Origin of the sequence: Pseudarthrobacter sp. BRE9, from assembly GCF_031844305.1 — a bacterium.
Lineage (GTDB): Bacteria > Actinomycetota > Actinomycetes > Actinomycetales > Micrococcaceae > Arthrobacter.
Map to the genome: position 1 here is coordinate 230,940 of NZ_JAUZUY010000001.1, position 25,957 is coordinate 256,896.

The 25,957-nt window shown below is 57.9% G+C and carries 19 protein-coding genes; 8 read left to right on the top strand and 11 right to left on the bottom strand.

Annotation, left to right across the window (positions count from 1 at the left end):
• From Q9R31_RS01065 to Q9R31_RS01075, 3 genes are read left to right on the top strand one after another with little or no spacing between them, the layout of a single operon-like run.
• Positions 1–1,425, top strand: a complete 1,425-nt coding sequence (locus Q9R31_RS01065; protein WP_311260923.1) for a bifunctional dTDP-4-dehydrorhamnose 3,5-epimerase family protein/NAD(P)-dependent oxidoreductase — start codon at positions 1–3, stop codon at positions 1,423–1,425.
• A complete protein-coding gene (locus Q9R31_RS01070) occupies positions 1,422–2,153 on the top strand; it encodes a glycosyltransferase family 2 protein (protein WP_311260924.1) in 732 nt (243 codons plus the stop codon). The genes Q9R31_RS01065 and Q9R31_RS01070 overlap by 4 nt, the downstream gene beginning before the upstream one ends.
• Before the next feature lie 8 nt (positions 2,154–2,161).
• Positions 2,162–2,572 (top strand): DUF2304 domain-containing protein, encoded by a 411-nt coding sequence (locus tag Q9R31_RS01075; RefSeq protein WP_311260925.1) that lies wholly within the window; start codon positions 2,162–2,164, stop codon positions 2,570–2,572.
• 55 nt (positions 2,573–2,627) lie between these two features.
• Here Q9R31_RS01075 and Q9R31_RS01080 read toward each other — a convergent pair whose 3' ends face one another.
• Entirely contained in the window at positions 2,628–3,509 is an 882-nt protein-coding gene (locus tag Q9R31_RS01080; protein WP_311260926.1) for a glycosyltransferase, read from the bottom strand.
• Between the two features lie 87 nt (positions 3,510–3,596).
• Positions 3,597–4,094, bottom strand: a complete 498-nt coding sequence (locus Q9R31_RS01085; RefSeq protein WP_311260927.1) for a GtrA family protein — start codon at positions 4,092–4,094, stop codon at positions 3,597–3,599.
• Between the two features lie 424 nt (positions 4,095–4,518).
• Between Q9R31_RS01085 and Q9R31_RS01090 the strand changes: the two genes are divergently transcribed.
• Positions 4,519–6,474 (top strand): hypothetical protein, encoded by a 1,956-nt coding sequence (locus tag Q9R31_RS01090; protein ID WP_311260928.1) that lies wholly within the window; start codon positions 4,519–4,521, stop codon positions 6,472–6,474.
• Positions 6,475–6,667: 193 nt separating this feature from the next.
• Here Q9R31_RS01090 and Q9R31_RS01095 read toward each other — a convergent pair whose 3' ends face one another.
• Complete coding sequence (locus Q9R31_RS01095) at positions 6,668–7,603, bottom strand: glycosyltransferase family 2 protein (RefSeq protein WP_311260929.1); 936 nt, start codon at positions 7,601–7,603, stop codon at positions 6,668–6,670.
• 333 nt (positions 7,604–7,936) lie between these two features.
• Here Q9R31_RS01095 and Q9R31_RS01100 point away from each other — a divergent pair, with 333 nt between their 5' ends.
• Together Q9R31_RS01100 and Q9R31_RS01105 are read left to right on the top strand one after the other, a co-directional pair.
• Positions 7,937–8,695, top strand: a complete 759-nt coding sequence (locus Q9R31_RS01100) for a glycosyltransferase (RefSeq protein ID WP_311260930.1) — start codon at positions 7,937–7,939, stop codon at positions 8,693–8,695.
• A gap of 45 nt (positions 8,696–8,740) precedes the next feature.
• The gene (locus Q9R31_RS01105) at positions 8,741–9,676 is read left to right on the top strand and encodes a glycosyltransferase (protein ID WP_311260931.1); all 936 of its coding nucleotides are present in this window, start codon (positions 8,741–8,743) and stop codon (positions 9,674–9,676) included.
• Between the two features lie 34 nt (positions 9,677–9,710).
• Here Q9R31_RS01105 and Q9R31_RS01110 read toward each other — a convergent pair whose 3' ends face one another.
• Positions 9,711–10,694, bottom strand: a complete 984-nt coding sequence (locus Q9R31_RS01110; protein ID WP_311260932.1) for a glycosyltransferase — start codon at positions 10,692–10,694, stop codon at positions 9,711–9,713.
• Positions 10,695–10,730: 36 nt separating this feature from the next.
• Complete coding sequence (locus Q9R31_RS01115) at positions 10,731–11,636, bottom strand: glycosyltransferase (protein ID WP_311260933.1); 906 nt, start codon at positions 11,634–11,636, stop codon at positions 10,731–10,733.
• Positions 11,637–12,297: 661 nt separating this feature from the next.
• Here Q9R31_RS01115 and Q9R31_RS01120 point away from each other — a divergent pair.
• The gene (locus tag Q9R31_RS01120; RefSeq protein ID WP_311260934.1) at positions 12,298–13,371 is read left to right on the top strand and encodes a hypothetical protein; all 1,074 of its coding nucleotides are present in this window, start codon (positions 12,298–12,300) and stop codon (positions 13,369–13,371) included.
• 650 nt (positions 13,372–14,021) lie between these two features.
• Here Q9R31_RS01120 and Q9R31_RS01125 read toward each other — a convergent pair.
• The 5 genes from Q9R31_RS01125 to glf all read right to left on the bottom strand — a co-directional run bounded on the left by Q9R31_RS01125 (position 14,022) and on the right by glf (position 20,961).
• On the bottom strand, positions 14,022–16,031 hold the full coding sequence (locus tag Q9R31_RS01125; RefSeq protein WP_311260935.1) for a DUF6541 family protein: 2,010 nt from the start codon (positions 16,029–16,031) through the stop codon (positions 14,022–14,024).
• Between the two features lie 114 nt (positions 16,032–16,145).
• Positions 16,146–16,871 (bottom strand): ABC transporter ATP-binding protein, encoded by a 726-nt coding sequence (locus Q9R31_RS01130; RefSeq protein ID WP_311260936.1) that lies wholly within the window; start codon positions 16,869–16,871, stop codon positions 16,146–16,148.
• Between the two features lie 3 nt (positions 16,872–16,874).
• Positions 16,875–17,756, bottom strand: a complete 882-nt coding sequence (locus Q9R31_RS01135; protein WP_311260937.1) for an ABC transporter permease — start codon at positions 17,754–17,756, stop codon at positions 16,875–16,877.
• Positions 17,753–19,777: a glycosyltransferase gene (locus Q9R31_RS01140; RefSeq protein WP_311260938.1), complete on the bottom strand. Its 2,025-nt coding sequence runs from the start codon at positions 19,775–19,777 to the stop codon at positions 17,753–17,755. The genes Q9R31_RS01135 and Q9R31_RS01140 overlap by 4 nt, the downstream gene beginning before the upstream one ends.
• Positions 19,774–20,961 (bottom strand): UDP-galactopyranose mutase, encoded by a 1,188-nt coding sequence (gene glf / locus Q9R31_RS01145; protein WP_311260939.1) that lies wholly within the window; start codon positions 20,959–20,961, stop codon positions 19,774–19,776. Before glf ends, Q9R31_RS01140 begins: the two co-directional genes overlap by 4 nt.
• A gap of 245 nt (positions 20,962–21,206) precedes the next feature.
• On the opposite strand from glf, the gene Q9R31_RS01150 reads away from it, so the two are divergent.
• Positions 21,207–25,292, top strand: a complete 4,086-nt coding sequence (locus tag Q9R31_RS01150) for an FtsK/SpoIIIE domain-containing protein (protein ID WP_311260940.1) — start codon at positions 21,207–21,209, stop codon at positions 25,290–25,292.
• A 55-nt stretch (positions 25,293–25,347) separates the two neighbouring features.
• Here the strand turns inward: Q9R31_RS01150 and Q9R31_RS01155 are convergent, their stop codons facing one another.
• A complete protein-coding gene (locus Q9R31_RS01155; RefSeq protein WP_397428181.1) occupies positions 25,348–25,836 on the bottom strand; it encodes a hypothetical protein in 489 nt (162 codons plus the stop codon).
• Between the last annotated feature and the right edge of the window lie 121 nt (positions 25,837–25,957).

Sequence of the window (25,957 nt, forward strand, 5' to 3'; positions counted from 1 at the left end):
ATGTCTTTGGAGTTCTCGAAAAAGCTTGCTGCCCACGCAACCCCCATTCCCGGCGTAGTCCTCTACGACCTTCCGGTCCACGGCGACAACCGGGGATGGTTCAAGGAAAATTGGCAGCGGGAGAAGATGGTGGCACTCGGACTGCCGGACTTCCGGCCCGTCCAGAACAACATCTCCTACAACGAAAAGGCCGGAACCACTCGCGGGATCCACGCGGAGCCGTGGGACAAGTTCATTTCGGTCGCCACCGGCCGCATATTTGGAGCCTGGGTGGATCTTCGTGAAGGACCCTCATTCGGCGCGGTCTTTACGGCCGAACTTGACCCCAGCCAAGCGATATTCATTCCCCGGGGCGTGGGCAATGCGTTCCAGACGCTCGAGGACAATACGGCCTACACGTACCTGGTGAACGACCACTGGTCCGCGGACGCGCAGGAGCAATACACCTTCCTCAACCTCGCCGATGAGACCGCTGCGATTGACTGGCCGATTCCACTTGGACAGGCCGAACTCTCCGAGAAGGACAAGGCGCACCCGCGCATGGCCGATGTCGCACCGATGCCAGCCAAAAAAGTCCTCGTGGTGGGTGCGGACGGGCAACTGGGCAAGGCACTTCGCGCTCAGTACGACGGCGATACGTCAGTCGAGTTCGCAGGCCGAGCCGAGTTCGATCTCACCAGCGGCGACAGCTTCACGAGCAGGAACTGGAAGAACTACTCCACCATCATTAACGCTGCCGCCTACACTGCCGTCGACACGGCCGAAACGGCAGAAGGACGTGCCGCTTCCTGGTCCCTCAACGTTTCAGCCGTAGCGCATTTGGCGCGTACCGCCGTCGAGCATAATCTCACTCTCGTTCACGTGTCCTCGGACTATGTCTTTGACGGTAGGCGGGACAGCCACGACGAGGACGAGCCGTTCACTCCCCTGGGCGTCTACGGACAGACCAAAGCAGCCGGGGACGCGGTAGCCAGCGTTGCTCCCCGTCACTACATTGTCAGGACGAGCTGGGTCATCGGCGACGGCAATAACTTCGTACGCACGATGACCAACTTGGCCCGCAAAGGTGTCAAACCCTCCGTGGTTAACGATCAGACGGGCAGACTGAGTTTCACCGGAGACATCGCAGCCTTCATCCGGCACCTGCTGGCCACAGAAGCCGCCTATGGTACTTACAACTTCACCAACGATGGCCCCGTAAAGAGCTGGGCGGATTTAGCCGCGGATGTATTCGAGCAGTCCGGCGCCTCCAGGAGTGACGTCACCGGGGTGACAACGGCGGATTACTTCAGGGGCAAAGAGGCTGCCCCGCGGCCGCTGTCCAGCGCCCTGAACCTGTCGAAGGCCCGCGCGACTGGATTTGAACCAGCAGATGCTGACGAGCGGCTGGCGGAATATCTCAAGTCGGAAAACGATAAGGCATGACTTCTGGAGAGCAAGTGCACCGCACTCTTGTGATTATGCCGGCTTGGAACGAATCCGAGGCTATCGGCAATACAGTCCGTGAGGTATTTGAGTTCGGTCCCGATTGTGACGTCCTGGTAGTGGACGATGGTTCGCGGGACAACACAGCTCAGGTGGCCCGCGAGGCGGGCGCTCTGGTTGTCCAGCTCCCCTTCAACATGGGTGTCGGCGGAGCCATGAGAACCGGCTTCAAATACGCAAAGATGCACGGCTACAGCCAAGTCATCCAGGTGGATTCGGACGGTCAGCATGATCCCCGTGACATCAAAGCTGTACTTGATGGCCTTCACGAGGCGGACATCGTCATCGGTGCCCGCTTCGCCGACAAAGGCAACTACACCGTCCGCGGACCCCGTAAATGGGCTATGAATGTCTTGGCTTGGACAATATCGCAAATTGCACGAACGCGGCTCACCGACGTAACGTCAGGCTTCCGCGCAGCCAACGCAAAGGCTATCCGGCAGTATGTGGACCACTACCCTGCAGAGTATCTCGGGGACACCATAGATTCACTTGTGGTTGCAATCCGGTCCGGTTGCACCGTAAGCCAGGTTGGAGTCTCCATGCGTGAGCGCCAGGGCGGAACGCCAAGCCACGATCCGGTGAAGGCCGCAATCTACCTCGGCCGGTCAGCTTTTGCCCTCCTCTTCGCTTTAACGCGCAAGAAGAACGAACCTTCATCCAACTAGGAGTTCACATGGCCACCCTCGTTGGCTTCATCTTTGTGCTGGTCATTCTGCTCATCATCTTCGAGATGCTGCGCCGGCGTCACTTGCGGGAAAAGTACGCTGTCCTTTGGATCATCATCGGTATCGGAATGCTGATCCTGGTTGCCTTCCCGCAGTTGCTTTTCTGGGCCAGTGGCGTGCTCGGCGTACAGGTACCTTCAAACCTGCTGTTTGCGATGGCATTGCTGTTACTCGTTCTGGTCTGCCTTCATCTGTCCTTCGAACAGTCCCAGGCGGAGGACGAGATCAGGGTCCTGGCAGAAGAGGTGGGCATCCTTCGGCTCAAAGTACAGGAACTGGAAACAGGCACGGTACGCGATCAATCTGCACCGGGCAGTGGGATCGGGAGCCCTGTAAGGCCGCCCGAAGCCACTGCTTAAACAATTCAGGTGGCTGCCGGTCGATGCCGGCAGCCACCTGAATTGTTTAAGCCTGCTATGAGATAACGTGTTTCAACAACCGGGGCAGCGAGTCGGTCTTTCCAATAGCCAGTGAACGGGCAACCAGGGTAGCGGCGTTTAGACGTGACGTCGTATGAAAAGCAGCCGCCCGTGCTGTCCTCTGCCAGCCGAGTTCTCGGAACCGGCGCGCCTGGCCCTCGAAGAACGCTCGCTCCTCATCGAAGCGCCTCCCATCCAGAGCCTTCACTGATGAGTCCGAGGCTGAATGACGGCGATAAAGGAATGCCAGGGTGGGATCAACCACCATCGATCCGTTTTCAGCAGCGATATCCAGCAGCAGCGCGAGGTCCTGCACGACGTGCAGCCCTTCAGTAAAGCCGATCCGTCGAATGACGTCCGTGCGCCAGGCCAGGGAGGGGAAGTAGGCCCAGTCTGCCCGAACAAGGCTGGTAGCCATCCTTTCACCCTGCAGGAGCACCGGTTCCTTGACCGTCGGCGCGTAAACCTTCTTGACGATGTCAACAAGCGGCGAGCAGGCGCGGCCCTTTTCATCGATCACCTGAACCCCTGGCTGCACCACGCTGGCTTGTGGGTAGGCCTCGAAAGCCTTGGATACTACTGCCAGATAGTTCGGAAGCATGATGTCATCGGCGCCCATGACGACGACGATGGGAGCTTCAGCCAAGTCCAGGGCCTTGCGGTAATTGCCGTTGGCGCCCAGGTTCTTTTCGTTCTTTTGGTAGCTCACCCGGGGATCAGAGATGGATTCAAACCAACGCTGGGGTTCGGGGCTTGGAAACCCGTCGTCCACCACAATGAGGCGCCAGTCTTCGAACTGCTGGCTCATGACACTCTGGGCAGCAAGTTTCATCAGGTCGACGTCCCCATAGTAGGGAAGCAATACATCAATGGCCATGTGCCAGGTAGGTCCTTTTCTTGTCTTCCGGCGGATATCCGCCGCGGTTGTCCGGAAGTGAGCCAGGTGGTGTCGGTTGGGCTGCGGCTATTTTGGGCCTTGAGCCGTGACGGTTTCTACCTGTGCGGGATCTTGCACGGGCTCGTGCCTGAAGATCCACACCTTGTAGAGCCAGAAATTCCAGGACGTGGTCAGTATGGTTGCGAAAGCTTTACCAATTCCGTATGAAATTCCCCAAGCGTCAAAGGCGTTCACAATGACATCTATCGCCACGATGTTGAAAACCACAAGTGCCAAGTATTTGAGGAGACTGATGTGACTCCGGTTTTGGGCACGGAATGTAAAGGAGCGCTGGAGAGCGAAGTTGAATACCAAGCTGGCGATGAAAGCAATGGGAGTGGCAATCCACAAGTCCACTGCGAAGACTTCATGCATGAGGGCCAGCAGCGCAAGATCCACGGCAAATGAGGCACCTCCAACCAGGAGGAACTTAATCAGGTGGCTGCGCTCGACGATAAGCGCGATCCGGGAACCGAGTTTCCGTGCTCGATGCCATAATGATCGCGCACTGTTTGTTGTCTGCAAGCCACTCCCGGTCGTGTCTACCCGTGCAGGATGCAGTCGGGCTCAAGTAATCATACCGGCTGTCTGCCTGCAGGCTACTACCGGTAACTGAGGTGCGCCCCCAGGCGGACATGCCATACGACCCTGCTGGGCCTGTGTGAGATGTGTGTGATTATATTGCGTTGCCGCTACGTATGCGGCGTCTGCGCATGCCATCGTGCTGAAGTCGACGCTCCAGTAAACCGGCAGGCCCTTTCATTGCACTTGCGGCACCGGACCAAGGTTGCAGGCGACTACCGCAACTGACCGTTTCCACAGCGGCAGATTGCCACTGATGAAAGCGCCGGATTTGTTTGCAGTTTTTCAACGGATTGTCCCCATAGTGTCCCGGTCGGATCGGTAGCGGGTTGCTAACGGCAGTCGCTAGGCAAGAAGGAAGAGCAGAGTGTCGCCCCTTATGTTGTCCAGACTTCAAAGCATCAGCGTTCGCGGCTGGCACTGGGTGTCGGTTTCAGATCGGCTAGCCCGGATTGCCGTCATCGCCGTGTATGCATTTTTAGTTATCACGGGCGCTACGACTTCCTCTATTGGAATAGGAGAACTCCGGCAAGATCCTTCACGGCCGGAGGGTCACCAGGTCGGGTCAAGTTCCGCCATCCGCTCGGACGAATTCAACGCGTTTTCCCCCATAGCGATTTCGATCATGGCTACAGGTGCAGCGCCAACGACAAGCTACCTTGCGGCCCCCGCCGACGTCGTTCACAGGTACCCCTCCGGCGGTTTCTTCGAAACATTCGTCTACTTTGATTCCACACTGCTTCGAACGGCAACGATCCTTCCAGACGCGATGGTTTTCGCTGCCCATTGGTGGCTCCCGGCCGTCGTACTCTTCCTCTTTCTGCCTAAATGGTTCGAACAGATTGGATCCTCGCGCAACATGGGCTGGCTGTCAGCATTCCTGATAGCGCTCTCTCCGGCCGCTTCCTGGTGGACGATGATGCCCATTCAGCTCATTGCCTATACGGTCGCGGGATCAAGTTTGCTTCTCTCCGCCTACTGCGGCTTCACATCAAAGCGGTCAGTTCTACCCCTCGTACAGTCTGTTGTCGGCGGCATCCTCCTTGCCGGCATCCCAAGTTTTTACATCCCTTGGTCACTGGTCCTCGGTTTGCCCGTTCTTGCCGCAAGTGCTCTCTGGATCCTCACCCGCGAGGATAGGTTGCTGCCAAAAACTAAAGCTCTCGGCTTTACCGGTGGTGTCGCTCTGATCTTTGGCCTGGGCACGCTACTGGAAAACGCAACAGGCATCAATGCGCTGCTGAACACCGTCTATCCAGGTTCGAGACGATCGACCGGCGAAGCCCAACCATTTGGATTTCTTTTTGGCGCACCCTCTCTTGGCGAACTCAAGGATGCAGTGCCTATTGGCAGCAACCAGAGCGAGATGTCAACGGCCTTCACAGTAACGTTCGTCTGGGCTGTAGTGATATGGCTCGGCATCTCAGCCATGGGCCGGTGGCGCGACAATGTCGTGACACTGGTGCTTGCCTTCTCGGGTGGTTTATGGCTTTTATGGTGCACCTTCAACTTCGGTCCCATGGGCGCACAGATTCCACTGCTCAACTACGTGCAGCCGGCCAGGGCGGCCCAAGTCTGCGGAATCATTGGGGCATTATTGGTGGGCGTGCTCTTGTCCCGCGTGCCGGACAGTCATCGCTGGCGCCTCTCCATAGCTTCGGCTCTAACAACAGGACTCGTGACCGCATACGCAGGCTCCCAACTTCAACTTTCTTATCTGCCTACTATGTCGAGGAAAGACGTACTGCTCGCCGGCGCTGGCGTCGCTGTCGTGGTCTTCATTGTGACGAGCTTTCCCAAGTCGGTCTTCTCTGTGGGAATTGCAGCAGTCCTGATGGCAATTCCGGTTTATGGATCGAATCCCCTGATTTTCGGGCTGGGTGACCTGCGCGCATCAGCAACCGCAAAGTATTTCTACTCTGAAGGTACAGTAAGCCGCTCAACTGGTTCGCTTTGGGCTAGCGACCGGTCCTCCGTCGACACGTTGTTGCTTGCCAACGGCGTGCCGTCGCTTACGGGAGTTCAACGGTCTGGCCCGGACATGAGCAAGTGGACAATCCTTGACCCCGAACAGCGGTTTGCCAACGACTGGAACAGGGGCGGTGGCTTTATCCAGTTCTTTTGGACTCCTGGGGCATCACCGACCTTCTCAAATAACGGTACGGACAGAACAATCGTCCACATCGATCCATGCGACCTTAAGAAGTCCTTTCCTTCCCTCACCCACATCACTGCGTCGCAAGAACTTTCCGGGGCCTGCCTGAACCTGGAAAAGGAACTGACGTGGTCCGGACAAGAAACCCTCGTTTACAAAGTTTCGTAGACACAGCTAAGGATCCAGTTTCGCAGATACGGCCCGGCTGGAATGCCAGAGCCCTCAGCCGCACAGGTGCGTACGTTCAGCCTGACTCGGCTCCGTAGAGCCGAGCACCTGCACGGTGGGAACCCGGCATCGCTGAGGTTGCCGGCCAGCGCTGAATCGCTACGTTACTGGCGGCCGGCACGCACATAGGCCGCTAAACGTTCATATTCTTCAATTCGAGGGCTGCCGCGCGTTCTGTCGGGCTCAATGCATCCAACAACGTTCCCGGAATTTCCTTACGTGCGGATCTGAAGAAACCTTGATATGCGCCGCGGATTACGCTTCGAACCCACAGCTTCTTGTCTGCTGCATGCGGCCCCTGAAGTAATGCGACACCAACAAAGCCCAGAATCTCGAACGCCTTTCGCTGGAGGCTCATTTGCGGATCTGTCCGAATCAGCCAAAGCTTGTTTCGAAGGAAGTAGAACAGGCGCCAGCCCATGTCGTTTGACCCGGACTTGCTGAGGGGGTGCTTGATCCTGCTTTCCCGCACCATGACAGCCGGGGCTATACGAGACAAGCGGAGGGTGTACTCGGTGTCGTCGACCCAGATGAAAAAATCCCTTTGCGGCAGGTGCGTTTGGCGGGCAACGTCAAGATTCACCAAAACCCCCACGAAAGTTGCGGCATCGATGGCGATTGCACCTTTTAGGTTCGCACTGACCTGACGGCTGATGTCATTACTGAAAACAGGCGGGTTCCCAGTGTTGATGGTGTGTCCACCCAGCGTGACCATAGATGCCAAGAAGGAGTACGGTTCAGAAGCGCTTCCTGCAAGCTCCATCAGCGGTTCCAGGGCGTCCAGCTCCGGCTCGGCGTCGTCGTCCATCAACCAGGCATACTCGTGGCCGTGTGCAATGGCCAGCTCAACGCCCCACGCAAAGCCGCCTGCTCCACCGACGTTGGATCCCGTGTCAAAGAGTTTCACCTCTGGAAACGATTCTTTCACTAGCTCAGGAGCGCCGTCGGTGGAAGAGTTGTCGATCACAATGATTTCGTCGAGTGGTCGCGTCTGCCCTTCGAGGGCGACAAGACATTTTTCGAGGAGGTCTTTCCTGTTGTACGAGACGACCACAGCAGCAACGGTCATTGGAATTCCTGTCGGAAGGTGTAGATGAACCCATCAACCATAGCCCATCCGCTCCAGTAAGCTCCGGAGCCGGGATCGCGTACTTCTTACACCTCTGATAAGGGAAGCTCATATTGAGCAGAGCCGGGTTCCTAGCTCCTGCCAAGGAAGGTGGCCTGGACGAGCAGACGCCCGCAGCGCCTCATCATTACGGTACCGACCGCGGCCTGATCTATAAGGACCACGGCACTCACACGCAGCTTCGCAAGGAATACGGGTAAACTCTTATGGACCTCACGTATTCCTGCCGCGTGATTCTCCGTGTCCGTGAGTTGAAGAAGGGCTTCCGACTAAATGACAGAAAATGTCCGCGTCAGCGTCTGCATGGCCGCCTATAACGGCTCTGAATTCATCGAAGAGCAAATCGATTCCATACTCAGGGAGCTCGGGCCAAATGACGAACTGCTCATAGTAGATGATGAGTCCACGGATGATACGGCCGCCCGGATTGAGGCCAACGGTGATGCGCGGATAATCCTTCACCGGAATAAGCAAAATCTTGGCTATGTGAAGACCTTCGAAAAAGCGATAACGCTAAGCAGCGGAAAATTTATTTTCCTTTCCGATCAGGATGACATATGGATTCCTGGCCGGCTGGAAAAAATGCTTACAGCTTTAGCGGAAAATTCCATGGTGGTAACGAACTGCAAGCATTTTGGCGGCAAGTCGGGTCGGTTTCACAATATAAGGCTCCGGAGCAACGATTCTAAAAAGCATCTACGAAATCTTCTGGGTATTGTTGTTGGGTACAGACTGCATTGGGGCTGCGCCATGGCTTTTAGGTCAAGCCTGAAGGAATTAGCGCTCCCTTTTCCATCCCATATGTCTGAATCCCACGACCAGTGGTTGGCAATGTGCGGTAATTTTTCGAAGAGCATCGCGTACCTCGATGATGACACGATACTTCACCGGCTACACAATGAGAATTTGACCCCCGACAAAATGCGCGGAATCAGCAAGATTGTCCGTGCCCGGGCTATGTTCCTTGCCAACCTTGTTACTCTTGCGACTCGAAGCATGCGGCGTGCAGCGCCCGAAGCCGTAAACGGTTGAGCTTGCTGCGAGCTAAGGCCACCACAAGTCGCGAAACGGATACCCATGATTGAAGCAGCATTTCAGCCCACAGTTGCCGCCGTCGTCACCAGCTTCAACCCCTCGGTCGACATCATCTCCCGCGTGACTCTCCTGCAGAAACATGTGCGCTACGTCCTCGTCGTTGACGACGGCTCCAGTCAGGACTCGTCGCGCATTCTCAGCGTCCTGGAAGAAGGTGGCATCACAGTGGTCCGGCAGTCGCGGAATTCAGGAATTGCCAGTGCGCTGAACGAAGGCATACGGCGGGCGCGCATTCTGTGGAAGCCCGACTGGATCCTAACGATGGACCAGGATTCGACTCTCGGCGACGATTATGTGGAAAACGCACTTCGAAGCGTCAACAATGCGGCCGCACAAGGAATGCGAGTTGGTCTGGTCTCGCCCGAATCGCACAACGCAAAGCCTGTCAAAACACTCCATGGAAACGAGCAAAACGAGGACGTCGTCCAGGCCTTCGACCCGATGCAGTCGGGCTGTCTCATTCCAGTTAGCGTACTGGACGAGGTCGGGCTTTTCGATGAGAGCCTGTTTATCGATTGCGTTGATACTGACTTCAATCTCCGGATCCGGGCAGCAGGCTATTCAACCCCTGTCGGCGTCGGTTGCGATATCGCACACTCTCTTGGAGAAACACGGCCCATGACAATACTGGGGCGTCCTCTGCGAGTTGGCGGTCAGGATCTTCAGATTATCCATCACTCTCCTGTCCGCGTTTATTACATAACTCGGAATATTTGGCTCATGGTAGTCCGCTACTTTTCCAAGAATCGCATTTGGATGTTGAGACGACTTTGGATGGAAGTCGAGAGCAACATTGTCCGCTTCGTCTTTGGGCCTCACCGCATCAAGTTTCTGCGCGCCTGGCTGACTGGTATCCGAGATGCAATTTCCGGTCATTCAGGCCGCATTCGACCAAAAGATGCTGCAAAGCTGAAATAAAGCGGGCGATGAACAGCCGGCACCAGCCCTTGGGCTATCGGCGTAGTAACGCCGCTACTGCGGCGCCTGCTGCGAATGTTATGGCCGAAGGTAACGAGACGTGCTTGCTTGAAACCGCGGACCAGAGAACTACCAGCTTCTTCAGCCAGTATTTCCTGGGCGCCACAATTTCCAGAAGCGGCTCCAGTGCTTGGGCGTTGCGCGGGGCCCTCCCCTGGAGCTCAAGGACCATGGTACGAGACCAGCCGTACTTGATGTTCATCATTACCCGCAAAAGAGGGGAAAAGTTACCAGCACCCTCGAATTTGCGCCCCATTTTTCGAAGGTTGTCGATCGAGCGCTTTGGGTTGAATCTCCGATCAGGCTCACCCAGAACGTTCCCTCCATGTTGTACATAATCCTGCACTAACTTGTCAGCAATGTAAGCCCCGTCGGCAACGGCCGCGCAAAGCCCAATCCAATGGTCATGGTTCTCGGATGGATTGCTCAGATGCGGAAAAGGCAGAACGGTATCAAGCAGTTCCCTACGGAAGACAGAAAGGCCCCCCGTTATCTGATTATCCAGGAGAAGATGTGTCGGCGGGACGTTATATCGGTTTGTGGACTCTGCCAGCACATTACCCGTCTCGGTGACTACCCGAGCTTGGCCCGTGGCCAGTGAATAATGCATGAGATAGGGAAGCAAGGTCTCCAACTTGTTTGGATACCAAAAGTCGTCCTGATCCGATAGAGCAATCCATTCCGCATCCGCTGGAACGTGCTCTAGAACTCGTTCGAAATTTCCATAGAATCCCAAGCGATCATCAAATCCGATGACCCGGAACCGCGTGTCACCAATGACAGTCTCAGCGACGAAGGTTTCAATTTCATCGTGGCCACCGTCAGCCGAAATCAAGCATACGAAATCATCATGTGATTGGTCACGGATCGATTGCAGTTGACGGCGGAACAGGTTCCAGTCAGGTTTGTACGCCGCAAGGGCCACCACACCGAAGCCTTTCCGAACCTGATCGTTCAATTTTTGTTTCCCTTCATCCCGACCAAAAAACTCAGGCTAGTTCAGTTTCTGCATGTCACGGCCCCTGATAATACCATTTCGAAACAGCAAGGCATCTCGGAATCCGAAGTATGTAGCTCGCAAAATGTCGCCTCTATTTTTACTGAAAAGAATCCTTCGAGTATGATTAATCAACTCGTAGTAACCCTTGCGCCCAACCCAAATCGGGTCCGTCAGAAAGTATCGAAAGAAAATTATAACATTGTTCCGAGAGATGTAATAAACGCGAACCGGCGAATGGTATGTAAAAAGCCTTTTCTTTCCCCACAAACTAACGGTGCTCTGTTGCCCCAATGAGTGCGACATATTGCATCCGATGCCACAAAGGACTGCAAGGCCCGCCTTCCGCACCCGTAGCGTGAATTCACTGTCAACTGCGTCTATAACAAGCCGCTCGTCCAAACCGCCTACTGCATCGAAGGTCGAGCGGGGAATTAGCATTCCCGATTGCCATGGATCGAAGGGTTGCTCGAATCCGAGTAACGGCCTGTTTCCGAGGACGGGGCTATTGTTATATGTCGCAGCACTTACGAACCCGACCGGCATGTTCAAATCACGTGCAAGCCTTTCCGTTTTCAGTGCGCGGCTGACATAATCTTCGTCTGGTATGGAGTCTTGGTCCAAGGTTAGGTAATAGTCAAATTTGCCGAACGCGGCACTTCTGCTTATACCGGCATTGAGCGTTCCGGCTATTCCAGCATTTTTGGGTGAATGCATCACTTCAGCGCCCAGAGACCGCAGCTCATCAAACACTGGCATTGCGGAATCATTTGATTTGTCGTCTACGACCACAACCAGGTCCACTTGCCCGACAACTGCCCTGAAAACATCGATGATCTTTTTATCGGGATTATATGCGGCAATGACTGCGGCGACGCGAGCGTTCTCCTCTCCCTGTGTCATGCAAATTTCCTCAATTCATCTTTTAGCACTTTATCTTGCAGCGTTTCGCGCCGGCAGTCTTTGGCGTCCGAGAAACATACTCGGCGGCATCTATGCCCATCACTACAACCGAGCACCATCGGCAATTTCCAACCCACCTTATCTGCCGTTAACCAATTCTAATGGACCAAGACCTGGGGCACCCCTGATGCCGGTCCGGTCAAGTGCCAAGGGCACGTACCCTCCGCATACCTGAACCTTGGGGTGAGGGCCGCCGTACGAGCTTGCACCGACCCCCGGGCAGCACGAACCGCGCCATGGCCGGCTAGAGTGGCGGAGATCGCACACATTCCGCGAAGCGAGTACACCTGTGCTTCTTACCCGAGGATTCACCAGACGGTGCTGTATAGGGCTGCCGCTGAAGCGCGGGATTGGTACCACGTGTCCGATCAGGCAATCCTGGCGCCCCTTCGTGGTGAACTAATATTTAACACTTGGCCCTGTTCAAACTCGAGGAACGCGAGAACTCTTGTCAGCGAAACCGATCATGGCCTCTTTGGCACGTCTTGCAAGCTTTGCCCTTACAGTTGGCGTCGGAACGATCGTTGGACTTGTATCAATCCCAGTAATCACCGGGATCGCTGGAGCTCAACTGTGGGCAGTTCAGGCAATGGCTCAGTCTGTGTCGATCATGTTCGGCATCCTTGTTGCCTTCGGTTGGGGCACTACCGGCCCATCGATGGTTGCCTCGACGGACAAGGCTCTTCGGCCCCAGCTCTTCCTTGATTCGCTTGTTAGTCGCGGTTACCTATTTCTGATCGCGGCGCCGGCGATGGCAGCCGTCATGATCATTTTGCAACCTGAGCATGTCCTTCTCGTTGTGCTGGCCTCGATCGCATATCTACTGCCGTTCTTGGGCGGAAACTGGTACTTCGTAGGTGAAGCCAAGCCCAAGAGGTTATTCTTTCTCGATGCACTCCCGCAGTTCAGTGGGACTTTGATCGGCCTGGCAGTCTTGTCGCTAACCCGCGATATCGTCTGGTTGGTAGCAGTGCAATTATTCTTTAATATTCTTGCGCTGGCCCTTACCTGTTTGGTCATAGTTCGACCGTCGAAGACAAAAATTGCTGCAAACTTCGGTGTACGGGAAGCATTTGGCCGGCTGACGCATCAGCGGCACGGGGTCGTGACAGCGGCAACCGGGAGCTTGTATGTGAATCTTCCACTGGTGGCGATCAATCTTTTCCTGCCCGCTCAGCTGGGAGTTTATCTCATGGCGGATAGGATCTTCCGCTACGGCGTGTTGGCGCTTTCTCCACTCCTTCAATTCATCCAGGGCTGGATTCCCGAAGGGGGCCGCGAAAACCTAAGGCACAGGCTCGTGCGGAGCGCCCAAGTTGCACCATTGTTTGGATTTCTTGGCGGGATGGGTATTTTTCTACTTGGACCGCTCGCCAGCGAGATACTGTCCAACGGTTTAGTTATCTTCCCGAGCCTACTGAGCGCTGCTGTGGGATTGATGTTCTTCTCCGTGGCGGTTTCCCAGATCCTTGGCTTGGCATGCCTCGTGTCCGTGGGACAAGGAAGAATCCTAGTTCAATCAACCGTTCTCGGTGCCGCCTGCGGCGCGCCTGCCATTACTTTTGCCGCGCTATTCACCGACGTTACAGGCGTGGCTTGGGCAGTTGCCATTTCCGAGATCCTCGTTGCCGCATACCAGGGCAAGGCGCTATGGCGCTATTTCGTCAAGAATTAGCTCGTGCCGTACCTTTCAAATTGGAGACATGGCGACAGCGACAATCGAAAAGGGAGCATTGAGACGGCGGCGGGGTTCGGCGGCGACTCTGATGAAGTGTTCTGGGCAGTGGACGCCCAGGTTCATTCCCTTTGGGAAGTACTGGCATTGCAGGCCGTGGGCGTTCTCGTTCGAGCCGCACGGCCCGGCATGTCCGAATCATCACGCATGTCCGGGAAGCGCTTAGTCCGGTAGTCCTTCCAGGCCGCGCGACGGGCGCCCAGTGCGCCCGAGGCAGCCCAAACGCCAGATCCACGTCCATATCCAGGTATCCCCACTGACACTGGGCCTGATAATAAGCGGTCTCGAGCACCACGCGTATTTCAGGTTGTCCCGGGAAATCAGCGCGTAGACGATTACTTCTTTCGCGGGGAATCCAGCGCTGCCATAAGGTGTTTGCGCACGAGCTCTATATGCCCACCCTTCTCACCAGTGGTTCCCTTTCAGTGGCAACGCCGACATTACCGGAGACGGAAGCGTCGGAAGTTGTCCGCCCTAAACACTTTCGGAAAGTGGCAGGACCGGACCCGCAGAATTCATCTGATCCTCAATACCATCCAGCCGCATTGCGAGTCGCTTGTGAAACACAATCTACCGATGACTATACTTGCTCAACGACACAAGTTGAGTTTATAGAGCTTTGCTTCCCCCTGCGCATCTTCCAGGGTGGCCATTCCGGCGGCTATCAGAGCGTCTAAACCTTTATAGCCGCTGTCCCTTCCATGAACTTCCCGATGTCCGAAGTCGAGGATATATCCAATTCTTAGGCTTTCAACTGTAGGGCATACAACCGGATCGTCCTTGGCAGGGGCAGGACCGTTGAGCAAAGGTGCTGTGCCCGGGGGAACAGCACTGAGGATATGCAGCTGGACGAGCTTCCTGTCAGCAAAAGCATATGCGAGGGAACTTCCATTCCAAGGATTACCTACCATGACGGCATCCGCGGGTACTTCGCTGGGTAACCGCTTGATGAGCATCATCTCGTCACTTGATATCAGAGGCGAATCCTCGGACAACCGGTAAGAGCCTGCCATTGATGTTTCGGCTCGGCTAACGTTGCCGCGTTGAGTGCCCACGATCAGGGCTAGGACCATTAACGTACCTGCCACGGAAATCGTCATCGCTGGCCACCGGGTTCCCCTCCATACGGACCACTCTGCACGTTGCAGAAATCGCTTATGTCCGACAGCACCAGCTGCAGTCATTATCATGGAAAGCTGATTCCATAAGCCAACCGCGCCCCTGCAGGCCAGCGGGATGATCAGCGCAGGCAGAAGCGCGGCCAATCGTGGCGGGTCGTTGTACCAAATTCCGGTCACAAAAAGCCGGAAATCGTCGGCGGGGAAAGAACTGACCACGATGAAGAGAAACCCTGCGATCGCATACGTTCCCAGCAGCCAAAGTTGCTGGCCAGAACGGATAGTGAAATAGATGCCAAGGAGCGTCAGCAGCATAACGCCCCATGCGACCGGACGTCCGATCGCTGAGACGGAAATCACCTCGCCGATAGCCTGACCCGTCGACTCTACTGGCGGCCAAAAGGCGGTCTCCGCCGGTGGGCGTACCACGTCCCATAAGACTTTGATCAATGCGATGGCGGCGACTAAAGCAATGGAGGACAGCGTCGGAACTACGATGCGTGCCCTGCCCTTCCCATGTTTAAGGGCACCGGTTAAAAGGCGGGCATAGACGTAAAGGGCTGGCGGCAACATCAGTGCCAGCCAGGCCATGCCGGCGCTGGGGTGGGCCAGCGCCATTCCGGGAAGCACGGCAAGCAGCAGAAGAAGGCTCAAGAGCCTGGACCGGTTCGACACTGCCGACAGGCCTAAGACTTCTAGTCCCAGGGCAAACACCAGGGGTAAGAGAGCGAGCGCAAGGAAGTTTGGGTAGAGGACGCCGAAGTCCAACAGGGACATGGGAAAGGCGCCGAAGGCTGCGGACAGGGTGCCTGCTGCGAAACTCACGGCAGGACGGCGTCCCCAAACAGTTTGCGATAGATAAATGCACCCGATAGGCCACACGAGGGCGGCCACCAGAATATTAAGGACATTTACCGAAGAGGTTAGCTCCCCTCCTCCCGTCATGACGACCAAGGACACCAGGTCGTGCCAGGCAGCAGGATAGGAACTGCCACCCGTCATTTCACTCAGAGTGAGGGACGAACCGGAACCGGTATCAAGAATGTATCTTATGGCATTCAGATGGAAGACATTATCGAACGTCTGAGAGAACGCGTCGGGGGAACCGATGGCGTTCAGCAGCCGGCGACCTATCAAGACGGCCGCGACGGCAATTGCCGCTAGAGAAGCCGGTATCCAGAAACGCGGCTTGTCGTCCAATGTGACCTCAGCCGCGCCGGCCCTCTTCTTGACCAACACCGAAAAGGCGAAAGCTATCGCGGACACCCCGAGGGCTACCCCAAGCACAGGCAGCAGCGACCAAGTGACTCCAACGAATGGGGCCGCGATTGCGGCGATAGCGATTATGGAGATACTTACCGCAGGAGCCACTGCTACTGCCCGGGCTGCGTCCAACCGCGCGGCCATGCCAACGGCGAGGCCGGGGATGATCAGCAGGGCCACCGCGAGGACAAACAGCGGTGTTGCTTCAAACCAAGACAAAAGTCCTCCATACGGCTACTTGCAGCGCGGGTATCTTGTCCATGCCGCGACTGTCTGGTGGAAAACGTCATGGACGGCCCAGGCAGGGACGCCGCGACAAAAGGTTGCTTAGCGTCAACTACGCAGCAGGCCGACAGCCTCGTGAATAGGGCCGTCGTAAATCAGTTCTCCATGCTTGAGGAGAACGCCCCTCTTGCAGATACGGGAAACGAGATCCAGATCGTGGCTCACTACAACCAGTGTCTTACCGTCCCGCGCCAGCTCCTGGATTTTGTCAATGCATTTTCGCTGAAAAGGCTCATCCCCCACGGCAAGGATCTCATCGATAAGGAACACTTCCGGGTCTGTATGCACAGCAACCGAGAAGGCGAGCCGCAGGTACATGCCGGACGAGTAAAACTTGACCTCTGTATCAATGAATTGACCGATCTCAGAGAATTCGACGATATCGTCGAACCGGTCCTTGATCTGTTGCTCGGTCATTCCCAGAATCGCCCCGTTAAGGAACACGTTGTCCCGTCCGGACAGGTCTGGATGAAAACCAGCACCCACCTCGATGAGGCCGGCTACCCGGCCGCGTGTCTTTACCGTTCCCGAATCGGGCAACATCACACCGGAGATATGCTTCAACAGAGTCGACTTACCGGACCCGTTGAGTCCCAGGAGCGCTACGGTTTCACCGGCCTCGACCTCAACAGAAACATTCTTCAAAGCGTGGAACTTCTCGGAGAGGTCGCCTTTGCGCCCCTTGGCAAGCCAGACGACGGCCTCCTTGAGGGACCGGGTATGGCGCAGCACAAACTGTTTGCTGATGCCGGAAACTTCTATCGCCGTTGCCACCAGTTACAACTCCTGTGCGAAACGGCCCTCAAGGCGCCGAAACGTGTATTGACCCAAAATAATGATGAATACGGCGACGCCGAGCCCCACGGGTAGCCAAAGGTTGAAGAGATTGGGTGGCATAGCTACAGACCCATCTGTGGTGGGGAACCAAAACGCATAGTGGAACAGTTCCACCCCGATGGTGATTGGGTTCGCCTGATAGACGGCGAATGCTGCGGCGCCCAACTTTTGCTCGACCATGGACCAGGCGTACATGACGGGAGAAGCCCACGTCGCCACCATCAACAGCATGTCCACCAAGTTCTCGGAATCACGGAAATAGACGTTTGCGGCACCAAACATCAGGCCCAACCCTGTGGCGAGAAGGCCCACGATGATAAACCCAGCGACTGCAGCCAGCAATTGAACCAGGTTCGGATGCCATCCGGCGAAAATACACCCAATGACCAAAACCACAAGCTGCGGGAAGAAGTGGACTGCGGAGACCCATACGGAGGCTACTGGAAATAGCTCACGGGGAAGGTAAATTTTCTTGATCAAGTTCCCATTCATCACGATGGACCTTGCCGCGTTGCCCAATGCTTCAGAAAAGAAATTGATCAGCACGATGCCCGAAAACAGGTATACGGCGTAATTCGCTAAGCCGTCCGGATTCCGGGCGCTCCGCTCCAACCCAAGGAAAATACCCAAGGCTACGTAGAAGACGATGAATTGCACACCTGGTTTTACGTAGGACCATAGGAGACCCAGCACCGAACCCCGGTACCGCACTTTGAGTTCTTTTCGGACCAGCAACTTGAGCAGGAAGCTTGAATGCTTGATGTCCCGCAGTCCACCACCCAAACCAGGCGTGGTCAGCTCACCCAGTGACATTACGCTCACTTGATCTCGTTCTGCGTGTGCTGCTCGAACGTCTTCCTCCACGACTCAATCGACGTTAGATCGTTCATCGTCGCCTTGTATTTCTTGCTGAGCGCCGGCCATTCCTTCAGCAGCGCAGAATGCAAGCGGGCACTTTCAGCCAACATCTTCCTCAACTGCTTTGGGTCACGCCGATACCAGGAAGCACCTGTTCCTTCAGCATTGGAAACAACGGCGCTGTCATACTGCGCCATGCGCCACCAGCGGTTGTCCTGGTGGGCCACTGTCGTCTGCGGCCGCTCTGCGCTGGTCCCTTTAACCGGCTTGAGCAACTGCCGGACGACCGTCTTGGCAGCCCACGGCAACAGCGTGATTCGCGAGGGCTGGGATGGCCCGTGGCCCCGGCGCGGTGGCTTGTCCATCTTCGGAGCAGGAAAGTCCTCAGGATCAGGCCGGAACACAGCATCAGAGTGCGCGGACATCATCTCGCGGATCTGCGGCAGCTTGGTAGACAACAGGTCAGGCAGGGCTTCCGGCCCCTTCAGGACGTCTTCCAAAGCCCATTGCCTGCCCTGAGCAGTCGCATACTGCATGGAGACCATGTGCTTGACGTCACCGTACTGTGAAGCTCTGACAACGTCCCCGCCGAACTCATAGGGGCTGTGCAGCAACGCCGTCACAACCCGGTTCCGGGAGTGGAAGTACGCCTGCCATCCGACCAGGTCATCCTTATCGATCCAGGAAACGTGCCATACGGCAGACCCGGGCAGGGAAACCGTAGGGTAGCCATGCGCCTTGGCCCGCAGGCCGTATTCGGCGTCGTCCCACTTAATGAACAGGGGAAGCGACAGCCCGATGTCGCGGATTACCTTGCTCGGAATCAGGCACATCCACCAGCCGTTGTAGTCGACGTCGCAACGCCGGTGCAGCCAAGACGTCTGCCGGAGGTTGGACGACAGGAAATCGTGCCCCAGTATCATATCCTCGCTGGGGAGCGCCGGCTGGAAACGATAGGGGTTAACCACTTCCCCAAAGGTGTGTAAAACAGTCCGGTTGTACAAATCGAACATGTGCCCGCCAACGAGGGTGGGGGTCTTGCACCGGTCGGCAAAAGTGAGTAGCCGGATAATGCTTTCCGGTTCCACCACGATGTCGTCGTCCATGAGCAGAACATAATCGCTGCCGTTCTCAACAGCTTCAAACATGCCGCGTGCGAATCCGCCGGAACCACCAAGGTTGGATTGGTTGATGATGCGGAGTTTGCCGTTCAATGACTCCTTTACCTCATCAAAACCAGCAGCATCCGAGAGTTTCTGCGTGCCCTGGTCAACGATGAGGATCTCCTGCACATGGGCCAGTGCCTCGGCGCTGTCCGCCAGCAGTCGGAGGTTATTAAGGCAAAAGTCCGTCTTGTTGAGGGTGGTGATCTGGAGGGTCACCGATCCGGTACTGGTCTCGACAGCAGGGCCCTGCCACTCGGCGTCCAGCATGATCAGCGGCTCCGTTCCGGCCAGCAGGTCAAACCAGTACCACCCACCGTCACCAAAGGGGGCCAGGGTCAGTTCAAACAGGCTTTCCGAGATACCCTCGACGCGGCGGGTGTCGACCCTCTGCAGCGACCCGCGGGCGTTCGATTTGTAAACGATCACGGAGCCGGTGCCCTGTGTCCTTACCTGCAGCCGGACCTTGTCAACTTTTGTCCACCGGCGCCAGTAGCTGGCCGGAAACGCATTGAAGTAGGTCCCAAAGGACACTCGTTCGCCCGACCGCACGGATGTGGAACGGCGGGAGAGGAAGTCTTCAACGTGCGCTTCTTTTGTCGGACCGCTGATGGTCCGAGGTTTGGCAGTCTTACCGTCCGCGTCCCCAATTGTGGGGAGTTGAATGCCCGTGGCTGTGCCCATGTCCATGTACAGGGGCGCCGTGTCCATCTGGCTGATGCTGGGCAAAATGACACGTTGAAGCGTTTGCCACCCCTCTTGGCTTTCGCTCACTTCAGGCTTCAATGTGCTCTGTGCCTTGCTGTCGGCGGGGGCGCTCATGCGTCGACTCCCCCGCTCTCGAGCTTCACGCCGCTCTCGAAGTGCGGCCAGATCTTGTTGTCGAACATGCTAAGCGCGGCTCCAATCGCCATGTGCATGTCCAGGTATTTGTAGGTGCCCAGCCGGCCGCCGAACAGGACGTCCTTCTCAGCTGCAGCGAGGTCGCGGTACTTGAGCAGGCGCTCCCTGTCAGCAGAGGTGTTCACCGGGTAGTAAGGCTCATCGCCCTTTTCGGCAAAACGCGAGAATTCCCGCATAATGACCGTCTTTTCCGTCTGGTAGTTGCGCTCCGGGTGGAAGTGGCGGGGTTCGATAACGCGGGTGTAGGGAACATCGTCGTCGTTGTAATTGACCACTGAAGTGCCCTGGAAGTCCTCCATGTCCAGAACTTCTTCCTCGAAGTCGATGGTGCGCCAGGAGAGGTCGCCCTCCGTGTAATCGAAGTAGCGGTCCACAGGCCCGGTGTAGACAACGGGAATGTTGCCCACAACCTTGTTCTTGCTGTACTCCTGTGACTCGTCAAAGAAGTCCGTGTTCAGGCGCACCTCGATATTCGGGTGCTCCGCCATCTTTTCGATCCACGCGGTGTAACCGTTCGTGGGCAGGCCCTCGTACTTGTCGTTGAAGTACCGGTTGTCATAGTTATAGCGCACCGGCAGCCGGGAAATGATGCCTGCCGGCAGGTCCTTGGGATCCGTCTGCCACTGCTTGCCGGTGTAGTGCTTGATGAACGCTTCGTACAAGGGGCGGCCAATCAACTGGATGCCCTTGTCGTTCAGGTTTTGCGGGTCGGTTCCCGCCAGTTCCCCGGCCTGCTCCTGGATAAGTTCCCTTGCCTGGCCGGGGGTGAGGTTTGCCCGGAAGAACTGGTTAATTGTCGCCAGGTTGATAGGCAGCGAATAGACCTCGCCCTTGTGAACGCCGTAGACCTTGTGCACATAGTTCGTGAAAGTAGTAAACCTGTTAACGTACTCCCACACCCTCTCGTTCGAGGTATGGAAAAGGTGGGCGCCATACCGGTGAATCTCGATCCCGGTCTGCTCTTCCTTTTCGCTGTACGCGTTTCCGCCGATGTGGTGGCGACGGTCGATGACGACGACCTTCAAGCCGAGCTCAGTGGCGGCCTGTTCTGCAATTGTCAGGCCAAAAAAGCCGGACCCTACGATGACGAGGTCAGCGGTCACAAAATCTCCTGGTTCGAAAGCGGGCAGCGCAATGGTGCGCATTGTCTGCTGCTCTAGCCTACCCGAGTGACTACAGCGACCGTCGAATCCGCATCCCCGCTGTGACCCGGCACACGGGTTGGTGTGGAGCGGGCTGAGGATCCATGCTTTCCCGCCAGCCGTTATCCACATAGGTGCCCAGGCGTGTGTGCTGCGCTGCCTGCTGTGGCTAGCGTCTGGATACATGCACGAAGGATCAACAACCCATGACGCTTAACTGCACACTGGTTGGCGGCCCGGGATCAGCACGTCCCCAGCCACCCGTGGAACTGTCCATAGATGCTCCCGCCGGCACGGCAGGCCAGGTCCTCCATCAGCAGTTGGTCCACAAGTTCGGTACAGGCGCCGTCACTGTGGACGGGAAGGATCTGTGCTCCCTGGTCCTCGGCGTGCCGCCGCTCGTTGAGGCGGCGGTCCTTGTCGACGGCGGCCCCGCCCCTTCGGCTCGGCGGCCCCGGCGCCAGCCAATTGCTGATGCCGCCCCTCCCCTGGTCCTCGCCGTCGACAGCGGAGCAGCAGCTGGAACTGTCGTGCCGTTACGGCGCGGCAGCTACACCATCGGCCGAAGCGGCACACGAATTGTCATCCCTGACCCGGAGCTGTCCCGCGAACACGCACGTCTTGTGGTCACTGACACGAAAATTATGTTGTTTGACCTGGACAGTGCCAACGGCACGTACGTTGACGGTGAAAGAGTGCGGAGCGCCGTTGTCTCAACGGACTCAACCATTATGTGCGGGCAGTCGAACTTGTTGCTGGTATTTGCAGATGTGCCGGGGAAGATCCTGGCGGATGCCGGAATGTCGGTGGCTGAACCGATTGTGGTGCCCGGGCGCGTTGATACAGGAAACCGCGCTCTGATCGTTCTGACCGCGGTTCTCCCACTGTCGTTGGGGGTACTGCTGGCCGTTCTCACAGGAATGTGGATGTTCCTTGCATTTTCCGCCGCTTCCGTGTTTTCGGCCCTGGTGCCCGCTGCCAGCGGACGGCGGCAGAGACGGGCCCTGTCCGCCGCTCTGAAGTTGGCTGTTGAGGAAGACAGGGAACGCCGACGGCGGTGCGCCCCTCCGCTGTCCATCGTCGCCTTGGCAGCCCAGAAAGCTGAAGGGACGACCAGTGCGAGCTCCTCTGGCGACGGGGTGTGGTTGCGGCTGGGCCAAGGAGAGCGGCCGGCCAATATCAGGATTGAACCGGGCGGTGCTGCTGGGAGGATCCCATCGGCAGGAACCGTCCCCATCGTGCTCGATCCGGGCCGCCCGCTCACCACCCTGGGCGGCACCCGGTTTGCCGTCGATGGCGCCATCCGATCCGTTCTCATGCAACTGGCGGGATATCCGCGCGCGGGCGCGGTTCGAGTCGTCGTTCATGGGCGGCCAGGAGCCCTCCCCCTTGCCGCCCGCTTTCTGCACAGAGTGACGCTCACTGCAACGCTGGATGCCGCCCTCAATCTCGTGGCCGGCACGAATCAACTGGGCTGCGAGCGCGCAGTCCTGTTGATTCATGGCGACAACTCCACAGCCGCGGCCGAACACTCGGTGCGTGAAGCAGCACTCCAGCAGGGGTGGCAGGTTCTTCACTTCCTCCCTCAAGACGGGGAATGGCCTGCTCCTGACATCTTTCTTTCCGAGCGCAGATCAACTCTGGTGCAGGACCACCGCGAGACTGTGTTTGTCCCGGATCTGGTGCCGAACGAAGTATTCGGCAGGTTCTGCCGGCATCACGCAGGCGCCAGGCGCCGGGACATGGAACAGGTACGGACCGTTCCCGCTTCGTGCAGCCTTGACCAAGTCCTGCCCCTGACGCTCACCGCTACCGCTGACCGCTGGCTCTCCAGCACGCGGAACGAGGGGCTGCCCGTACCCGTGGGCCTCAGCACGTCAGGAACGAAGACTTTGGACCTCCTCGCCGACGGCCCCCACCTCCTGGTGGCGGGCACGACAGGCTCAGGGAAGTCGGAACTGCTCCGGAGCTTGACCCTGGCGCTCGCCCTGACTTACCCGCCGGACCGCGTCAACTTCTTCTTCATCGATTTCAAGGGCGGCTCAGGTCTTGGTCCTCTCAGCGACCTTGTTCATTGCGTGGGAGTGCAGACGGATCTTTCCCCCGCTGAAATGGAGCGTACGCTGACGTCGCTTCGGGCCGAAGTGCAGCTCCGGGAGCGTTGCCTCGCCGCGGCCCACGTCCCTGACCTCTCGACTTACCGCTCCACCACGGCAGCCGAGGATTTTGTCCTCCCACATCTGGTCATTGTGATCGATGAGTTCAGGATGCTGGTTGACGATGCGCCGGAGGTGCTCCGTGAGCTGCTGCGGATAGCATCGATCGGCCGGTCGCTGGGCATTCACCTGATCATGGCGACTCAGAGGCCGCAGGGAGCACTGACGGCTGACATCCGCGCCAACGTGACCACGAGCATCGCCCTTCGCGTGCAATCCGACATGGAATCCGTGGATATCGTCAATTCCAAGGACGCCGCGGCCATCAGTGTTGACACTCCCGGCCGCGCCTTCCTGGCGCGCGGGACGGAGGCGGCCGAGGAGTTCCAGGCGGCGTCCCTGTCGTCCGTTTCCGAAGGCAAAGGACCAAGCGCCCTCACTGTCCACCGGACAAAGGAATATCTTGTCCGCCAGGCAGCCGAGCCAGGGGTGGGTCGAGCCTCACCACTCACCCCCGCGCAGGCAGTGGAACCGCTGGCAGCCCTGGTGAGGAGACTGTGCACAGCGCAGCAGAAGCCGGTCCCGAGAAGGCCTGTCGCTCCTCCCCTGCCGGACCAGCTTGAAGAACCGGCTGCCGGCCCTGCAACCCGGGAGTCAGGAAGCCCTGGACCCCCGCCCCTGGAACCAGGGACGTTGGCGGGCCAGGTGCGCCTAGGCCTGATGGACGTGCCCGAGAAGCAAAAGCTGGAGCCCCTTGTATGGAGCCCTGCCAGCCACGGCCACGCAGCCTTCATTGGCAGTCCTGCATCCGGGGCCGGATCGGCCTTGGAATTGGCCGTCCATAAGCTTATGGCCGGTGCTGACGAGGCCCATCTCTATATCCTCGACGCACCGGGGAGTCTCTGGCCGTTGGCAGGTGAAGGCCGGGTGGGCGCACACGCCGCCCTGCACGACCTGCGGCGTGGCGTGCGCATCCTTGAGCGGCTTGTCCGTGAGCTGGGGCAGCGGCTGAGCCAACCAGCCTCCAAGCAGGTACCGCTCGTCCTCGTGCTCGTCGGCTGGGGATCCTGGGTTTCTGCATTCCGGTCCGGACCCTTGGCCTGGGCTGAGGATCTGGTTCAGGACCTCGTCCGCGATGGCGCCAGGGCAGGCATTACGCTCCTGGTCCATGGGGAGCGTGAGCTTGTCACCGCCAGGTTCTTTGGCGCGCTTCCCAACCGTTTCTTCTTTCCAGCCGGTTCCAGCGAGGAGAGCCGGGCAATGTGGCCGCGGATGCCTGCCATCCCCGCCGTCAGGGGCAGGGCGGCAGCCTTCGGCCCTGTCTCCGGAGGCGGCCCCGTTGCCTGCCAGTTCTACCGCAACCCCGCCACGGAAACGGGAGAAGGGGGAAGCAGCGCCGGATATCCGCCACCTGTATCACCTCCATTCCGGGTTGAACCTCTACCCCTGAAAATAGCTGTAGGGCAGGTCGCAGCGTTCCTGGCGTCGGCCGGAATACACCAGTCAGCGGGCCGGGCGCATCCAGGTCAGGAGGCATTGGGCGGGACACGCCGTTTCGAACCTTCGGAACCCCGCCGCCGGCGCGACGTCTTCCTGGGCGTCACCGGCGACGAGCCCGCTCCAGTGTCCCTGCGGATCCCCGGCAGTGGTGTTACGGCTATTCTCGGCAACCCGGGAAGCGGCAAAAGCAATACCCTGCTCGCGCTGGCGGCCCTCAATCCGGCACAGCAGTGGTGCACATCACCGGTGCCGCCAGACGACGCGGGAGATTTCTGGAAGGACGTGCTGGGACAGGCGGAGGGCGGTGGCCTGCCACGGGAGACCGTGCTGCTGGTTGACGACGTCGATTTGCTTGCCCCGCCGGCAGTAAGGGCCCTGGAGCAGTTGAATGCTTTGGGCTACTCCCTGGTGGTCACTTCTGCTTACAGCCCGATGCTTTTCCAACGCGTTCCGCTGGTCATGAACGCACGGGCGGCCGGCGTCGGACTTCTGCTGGGCCCACGGTCGATGGCTGACGGTGATCTGTTTGGGGTCAGGTTTGAAGTTGAGGCCAATGCCCCGCCGGGACGTGGTGTCCTCATTTCAGGCGGCCGGTCCTCTCCGCTTCAGGTGGCCTGGGCAGGGGCATCAGGATAAGCATTCCGGTCCGCGTCCAACCCATGCCAGGGCTCGGCAAAGCATCGGCAGCAGGTCAAAGTGCGGGGGGTGCGCTTCCCGTCCGGGCGGCATGGTTGATGACCTTGTTGGAGAATAGGAGAACGATGGCGATGACAGCGGGGATCACCATGGCCAGCCCGGCAAGAACCAACCCGCTGGTTATGGCAGGTACGCCTATGGTCAGGACGAACAATTGTGCCACCAGGGCTGCCGCCCGGGTCCACCGGTAACCCCGATAAAGAAAGACGGACACAGCAAACAACCAGGCGGAAAAGGCCAGCAGGAGCCCCAAGGTGAAGACGGCACCCCAGAACGACAGCGCAGGGCTCCCACTGAGCAACTCACAGGCGTACCACGCGGCCGCTACCAGGAGGGCGGTCGCCTCTGCAGCAGCTACAAAGGCCACCACCCTGGCCGCGGCCGGGACGGTTGCCGGACGACCATCAGTGGAGTGGTCAGCGCTGTTGCGCGGCTCATCAGGAGAAGAGGGGGCACCTGCTGGGTTTACCGGGGGTCTTGACACACTGGCACCCTACCGGACATAGTCGAACACTGGTGAGGGCGGGAGCCGCCACTGTGACGCATCGCTCAGCTTTCGACGGATATCAAGCGTTATTACCTCTTGTTTACACCGCGTTAACATG